This window comes from Bacteroidales bacterium (assembly GCA_012519055.1).
Lineage (GTDB): Bacteria > Bacteroidota > Bacteroidia > Bacteroidales > Salinivirgaceae > JAAYQU01.
Genome location: JAAYQU010000046.1, coordinates 98,734 through 106,387, shown reverse-complemented (window position 1 = coordinate 106,387; position 7,654 = coordinate 98,734). Strand labels below are relative to the sequence as shown.

Sequence of the window (7,654 nt, the reverse complement as noted above, 5' to 3'; positions counted from 1 at the left end):
TAGGTAAAAAATCATGAGAATTTTTTAATAAAAAAAGCCAACTGAATTGTTGTAAGACAGTTGGCTTTAGTGTTATAACACTATAATTCTTTGATGTTATTTAACAATTAGTTTATTAGTGTATGTTTTTCCTTCAAGTGTGATTCTAACAAAATATAAGCCTGGATTAAGGTCATCTATATTTGCAGTAATATTGTTAGTTCCACCATGTGAAGTTCCATCAAAAATAGTTTGTTTTTTAGCTCCGTCTATTGAGAATAGTTCAACTACTAATTCTTTCTTTCCGGGACTTTCAAAACTAATGTTAACAGTATTATTTGCTGGATTCGGATATATGGTCATTTTGCTTAGAACAACCAAAGATTCTTCTATTCCCACATAAGGGATTGTTCTAACAAAGAAATATTGAGTTGATGCTGTTTTTGTATCAGAAACCTGAAGAATCACAATATCGTGCTTGCCAACATCTTCAGCAGCGACAGTACCTGATAGAACTGCTTTAGTGGCTTCTGTTTGTTCTAATGTTAACCAATCGGGTTTATCAACACATGTAAATATCAATTCAGTATCTTCTGCGTCTTCATCGTAGCCTTCAATAATATATTCAAAGCTTTTGGTTTCCATAACTTCAACAACTTGTCCCGGAGGTGTTGTTAAAAATATAGGAGCAACATTATTTTGGGTTGATGTTGCTGAAGATGGCAACACGATATAATCAATCCATGCTTTATCTTGTCCACTTGCAGCAGAACCATCTTTGGTGTATTTCCATGTAAATAGGCTGTCTCCAACATTTACAGGGAATTCGACATATGCCCAGTCAAGCTCTCCACTCCACGTCTCTTTTACAACATTGTTTATTGAGAAGGTCAGTTTATCATAATTTGTTTCACTTGAAACTTTTCGATAAAACGATATCATATCTCTTTTCGAAACTTTATGATTTAGTGTTATTTCTTTTGTTTGACTGTTTGCAGTTGTACCAGATGTCATACATGCATTGCCTTCGTATGCGTTATCAGCTCCGGTTAATATTTGCCATGCGTTACTGCTTGGCACTTGCCAGTTGAATGAGCTAAAGTCTTCAGTTTCGAAATCTTCGATAATTAATCCTACCGGACTTGACACAGTTAGAATATTACTTGTGTATTGATCCGATGTGGATATAGCAAAGGTAGTAATGAAATTTCCTGCAGGAATATTTCCATCTAAAATGAGAGTGTGAACAGTTGTTAGCTCCTCATTTGGCTCAATAACACCAGAATGAATAAGAGGTTCTATTATTTGGAAATTGTCACTCATAGCTGATAACTCGGTCTCTATTTCTGCCGATGTTGCCTCTCCGTTGTTTTTAGTAGTTACTATTGCTTTCCAGATCTCTCCAGCATCCATTTGATCGTTGTCATTACCATGATACTCTTCGAAAGTGATGCTTGTTACCTCAATATATGGAGCAGCAGCATTAAGTTTAATTTTCCCTGTCCAAATATTATTAAGATTGTCAGTAATGGTAATATTTATTAAAACCAGCTCCATATTAGGAATATTGTTTACAACTTCAATATCAAATGCAGCATGTTTTGTAACAATTTCGTTGGCTCCGACGTTGCCGATTTCAAAAGTACTGTTCAATAAGGTAACATTTTCGTTTTCTGTTGATATTGTTGCAATACAATTTACTGCCTCTTCCACTCCCATATTTTTAAATGAAACATCGATAGAAGAGACTTGTCCGTATGGAATTAACACATTATCAGTGCTTTCAGTGTTATATGATTCAACACTAATATAGGGTCCTTCGGCGGGTATTACTTCAATATCAGCAATATATGGAACCTTATTGTATCCTGTAACAGTAAGTTTAGCCATTGCTGGCTCATTAAAAGGTTCTGAAAACGTCAGCGTTGCAGTACCGCCTACGATATTAGCAGAGGCAATCAATTCACCATCAACAGATAGAGTTGCTCTTGTATTTTCTGATGCACATTCAACTTCAAACTCTGTTGTTCCAAGAAAAATAATATTGTTGTGTGAAACTTCGAGTGTTTGTGGAGTGTCTGTTCTTACCATAACTGTTGGGTCTCCAAAAATCACCCAAGTTTCAGTCATAGAGTATCCACCTGTCCCATATTTATCGTTCATAAACATGCAACCATTCACAACTATACCTCCAAAGGTGTATTTTTTATTGTTTTGGTATGACTTTACCAAAAGATCAACCATTTCATCTTGTCCTGCCATTGGAGGAGCCCACGATTGGTTTACAGAACTTGCACAGATAGCAAGAGAGCCTGTAGGTCCGTTGGCGTTAGAAGCACGCATAAACCCTTCGGCAAAACATGTTCGTCCAACGAATCGTCCGTTTACACATGCTACGTCAAACATAAAGGGGAACTGGGTATTATTTGACAATCCTGACATACTACTAACACTAAATCCAGAGGATCCTAAAGAAGTTTCTGAACCGTGTCCTGTATAGTTCATAAATCCACGACCTTGGTTTAGTGCATCCACTACCATTTGTGGAGTGGGGTTTCCTGGAGCGTCTTCTTGACCTTGTGTTCCATCAAATAGTTCGTCACCACTAGTGTAATTGTAACCTAGTAATTTTTGCTTTATTACTCTGGAGTGTGCTACGTCACTTTCTCCGTTATCTCCTTGACCGCCACCGCCTTCAGCAGAGGCTATTAGTGTATATTTTTTGTACCAATCGGCATTTGCGTCGGGTTGACTTTCGTACATTATTGTTTTCTGGATTTGATTTTGAAGTTGTTGAACTGTTTCAACCGAAAATCTACCTACGATAACTTCTGCATAAGCATCGTTGCCAACTATGTGTCCGTAAGAAGGATCGCAATAGGCAGGACTTGGAGAAGTTCCTGAGATGTTTTTTGTAATAGGGGGGACTTGCTCTCCATCACCTACCAATAAAAGAAATGTAAGCCCATTGGTGTTGTAATAATTTTGGACATACGCTTTCAATTGATCGTGAGTTGTTCCTATTGTTGACCATTCAACCAATTCTGTAGGTATGCCTATTTGTTTTTTCCATGCTACAAAAGGTTGTATCGCCTCCATGTAGCTGGAGTGAGAAACAATTAATAACTTGCCTACTTCGTTTACAGGAGTATATCTTTCATTATTTTCATAGTTTAAAAATCTGTTGCGATAGATTTGATCAAAAGTTGAATTAACTCGAGTTGGATTATTTCTAATCAATTCATTTTCCCCTTTAATGTCGGAGTGAACTAAAGTTACTTTTACTGTTTTATTAACTCTAAGTTGTTTAGTTACAGGATTATATTGTACAGGATAAAAAGCCACTACTTGTCCACGATAATCTCTTAATATGTATGGAGTGTCAAGGCTTGCGTTTTTTTCGGGGAAGAATTTGTCGATTTGATATGCTTCTCCATAAATATATGGAACATCTTCAGGATTTACAGTGCGTAAAATGTTTCCTTTTGATGGGGCTATCTCAATGTTGTCTATGATTCTACAATCTACGTCTATTACTGATATTTCCATTGTTCCAAGGTCGGGTATTATTATTGATTCCGCTACTCTTGGAACATCAGGCATCCCTTCTGATAGAATAGGATATGCTTTGTCTGCGGACACAACGAACGCTTTTCCGCGAGGTGTCTCGACAGATGTAAATTGTGGTTCAGAGAATTCAACTTGAAGCACAATCTTAGATTCTGTTGACTGTAATACTTTAACTTTTGTCTGGTTTGCAAAAACCTTGGGCGATACAATCAATATTAATATCGCAGCAATGAAAATTATTATTCTTTTTGGTTGCATAATTCTTTTTGGTGTAAAAAAAGAAGGGGGATAGAATCGCCCCTTCTTAAGGTTTATTTAAGTTTATTATTTAACAACTACGTATATACTATTTGTTACTTCTCCTGCCACTAATCTAACCATGTAAACACCAGAGGCTAACCCTTCAAAACTTATAGGAGTTTGATGATCGCCAGATGTCATAGGTTGATTCAATACAGTTTTTAATACTTGTCCGTTAAGACTTAAAATGTCAATTGCAACTCTACTGCCTTGCAATAAAGTGTATTCAATTGTTGAGTTTCCATCTGATGGGTTAGGATAAACACTCAAACCTGATGATAATTCATTTTCAGTAATCGAGGTACAACCATGAACTTTAATGCCCTTAACTTTAGTTGTTTTAAAAATACCGTCGTTTGCAGAGACAATAATTTGTTCATCTGGGAAAGCCGTTTCATTAGTTGGTGTGCCACTTAGCAAGGCTGTACCATCACCTAAGTCTCTAAGCGTCATCCATAATGGAAGTGATTCAGCAATAAATGATACTTGATCCCCATCAGGATCTATTGCACATAGGTCAGCACTGTACTCTTCGCCACAGTACGCGTCAGGTATAAAAGTATCTAAAAAATACGGGGCTGTATTTGGAGTGGCAGCTGCACCTGGAAATACAATAAAATCAACCCATGCGCAATCTTCTCCGCTTGATGCTGATCCGTCTTTTGCATATTCCCAAGTGAAAGTGTGGTTGCCTATAGGCACTTCGTATGAGAACTGTTCCCAACTTTGTGAGCCAGACCAAGTTCCCTTTGTTTCTCCATTAATTTTGAAAAATAATTTATCGTAGTTATTTTCACTACTTACTTTTCTATAGAAAGTAATTTCTCCTGGCGCACTAACATCTAAGGTTACACTCATTGAGGTTTTTTGACTGTGACTAATTGCACCTGATTTTGCACAGTAGGTACCTTCATAGGCACCGGTGTTTACAATTGTCCATGGCATATTTCCACCTTCTACCCAACCGTAGGCATCAAAGCTGCCACTTTCAAAATCTTCTACTGATAATCCAACACTATATGACTGTGAAGCCTCAAATGAGAATATATCAGAGTTAACGTGTATTGTTAAATCTAAAGGGGTTCCTATTGGAATATTCTCACTTGTAGTGATAGTGAATACAAAATTTCCAACTTCTTCTGGAGCAAGAGCAGCTAATTCGGCGACGTCATTTTCGATGTCAACTATTATAATGTTTGCAGATAAAATAGCTGTCATTGGGTATCCTACTGCATGTCCAATATTTTTGATAGGAACAGTAACACTTATTGTTTCTCCTGGGTCAATTCTTCCATTGCCGTTTCCTTCTATTTCCGCAATTTCATATTTTAAACTAGTTAGTTGTGGAGCATTCGCAGTTAAACTGAAAGTTGTTATCCATGGTTCTTCTTCTCCATCAGCAGTTGCAAAAATTGTAAAGTCGACTTTTGTTTGATCAGGAATGTCTTTTGCAGCTTTGATTACAAAATCATTTTCAATAAGAAATTCTGTCTCTGCATTTATGTTACCGCAATTAGCTACAGAATCAATAATTGTTATATAAGGACTATCACTTCTCAGCTTTGCAACCACATTTGTTGCATCAACAGTCCCTACGTTTTTAAGATTTACTTGCAATGTAACAGTTTCATCGAAATCAAGCATTCCGTTGTCGTTGCCTTGAGAGTCACTTATTGTTGAACCAAAATAGACCACAAATGGGCTGTCTGATGGAATAACATCTAAAGTTCCTATAAATGGACGATGGAAAGAACTCGTAATAACAATATCAGCTGTTGTTGGGACAGAGAATCCATCGAAAGTAATTTCTATTGTGCCACTTGCATCGGCAAAACCCGCAAATTTTATTTCTCCATTGTCAGTAAGTGCCACATATGCTTTTGGTGGAATGTTTGACATTGTAAATGAATTCAATCCCATTGGAAGTGTGGCCAAATAGTCAGGTGTCATCTCTGGCATTGGTCCAATATACGGGGTTAAAGTAGGATCGCCCATTAGGTGATAAATTTCCCAATAATAAAGTTTCCTTGTTGAGCTACTTTCCTCTACTGCTAGACATCCTGCAATTGGAATTTGACCTTGTGTTGTAGAATAAACATTGTCATTTGGTAAATGTTCGTGGAACAGAGCATCGTATGCGCCGGGACCAAAATCTGCAATGGCAGGGTATTGTACAACAGTTCCAAATCCTGTTGCCCACCAGTAGTCTTCGCTCCAATATGTACTATTAGTTCCTCCTATATACCCTATTGCGCCTTTATTGGCAGCTCGTGTTATTGCTTCAGCAAAGCAAACATCATTGTTAAACTGACTTGACTGGCAGCAATTGCCCACCAATATGCCATATTTTTGGTCATTGTTTAATGAAGGTATGTCAGATGTGGTAAAAGAAGGATTTCCCCATCCTGAGGGACCGCAGTGTGCGGTGTAGTTACCCCACGCAATACCCGTATTTACAGTCTGAATAATTTGCTGTGAAACACCAGATTGACTGCTTTGAGGATATGGTATTGCTGTAGTATTTATTCCATGGGCAGCATTATGATAATGTAAAGCGTAGTTCAACGCTCCGTTGCCGTATGTTGTAGCATAACCTGCATCTACACCTGCTACGAGAAGTGAGTTTGCTAAATATGAAGGATCTGCCATTTGAAATTGTTCAAAAAGCAATGTTTTTTGAATTAGAGGCTCAAGATGAGCTACTGTTTTTGCTGACATACGTCCTATATTAACATCGGGTATTCTGTCAGATGATCCGTCGTAAGTAGCAAAGTATAAATCGGAAACGTGCGAACTTGTAGTACCAGAGAAAGCTGGAAGTTGCTCATTATCTCCTACCAACATAACAAACGAAGGTGCAGGATTTTCTGGTGTTGCTGAAGTGTATAGACCTTGAAGATAGCTTTTAATAGCTGCTGATGTGTTGCCAACTTCTGCCTCGTCAGTAAAGCGAAGAATTGTATTGAATCCTTGTTTTTTCTTCCATGCAACAAAAGGTGCAAGTGTGCTTTCAAACATACGGTGTGAAATAATAACGAATTTCATTGGAACACCATTTATATTTAAATCTTTGCTTGATTCAGCAGGAGTGTAGTTTAACAGCCCTGATAATAATCCGTTGAATGCAGGTGAGTTGTATTTTGTTTTTAAAAGGTCAGTTTTTGCAAAATCTGCATCTTGGAATGTTACCTCTATTTTCATGTTATTGAACACTTTCAGGTCTCCAGTTACAGGGTTATATGCAAGTGGATTAATTTCAATACGTCCAATTCTTACTCCACGCATTATGCCCACTTCATGGTATCTAACCATAGGATTTGAAAATAGAGCGTTTGTTGAATAGACATGTTCATTTTTTTCAAAAGGAATTTTGTCGGGATCGGCACTTTTTGATACCGATTCTTGTGCTGGTGCAATAAGCTTGTTTATGTCGTAGTTAGCAAGATTCAGTAACACCTCGTCATAGCTTGTAACATTAACAGAAACAGTTGCTCCGGCAGGAACCTCAATTAGTCTGTTTAATACTGGTAAATCAGGATTACCAATATTGAACGAGTTGCCATATTTGTTCATTACTAGCTCAACATATTCACCTTGAGTTCTTTTTTCAAGTTGAACGTCAATGTATGAAACACTATTAAAAAGCGACAGTCCTGTTCTTTCACTATTAACAAGCTTGAGTTCATTTTCTCCAGCTTTTAACGAAATTCGGGTCTGTGCTTGATTTGAGCCTATCATTAGTAATGAAAGAACTCCAAAAAGTAATAATTTTCTCATGATTTTATTAGATTTAAATTCTTTTTAA

General features: G+C 37.2%; 2 protein-coding genes. Both read right to left on the bottom strand.

Features of this window, described 5'->3' with window-relative positions; genetic code table 11:
* Nucleotides 1-96: 96 nt before the first annotated feature.
* Nucleotides 97-3,807 carry a T9SS type A sorting domain-containing protein gene (locus GX311_09970; GenBank protein ID NLK16710.1) on the bottom strand — a complete coding sequence of 1,237 codons (3,711 nt, stop codon included), beginning with the start codon at nucleotides 3,805-3,807 and terminating at the stop codon, nucleotides 97-99.
* Between the two features lie 66 nt (nucleotides 3,808-3,873).
* Nucleotides 3,874-7,626: a T9SS type A sorting domain-containing protein gene (locus GX311_09965; protein NLK16709.1), complete on the bottom strand. Its 3,753-nt coding sequence runs from the start codon at nucleotides 7,624-7,626 to the stop codon at nucleotides 3,874-3,876.
* Nucleotides 7,627-7,654: the final 28 nt, after the last annotated feature.

Excerpts from the sequence above, each read along its gene's own strand:
- GX311_09965 (NLK16709.1), bottom strand. The coding sequence starts at position 7,626 with ATGAGAAAATTATTACTTTTTGGAGTTCTTTCATTACTAATGATAGGC.
- GX311_09970 (NLK16710.1), bottom strand. The coding sequence starts at position 3,807 with ATGCAACCAAAAAGAATAATAATTTTCATTGCTGCGATATTAATATTG.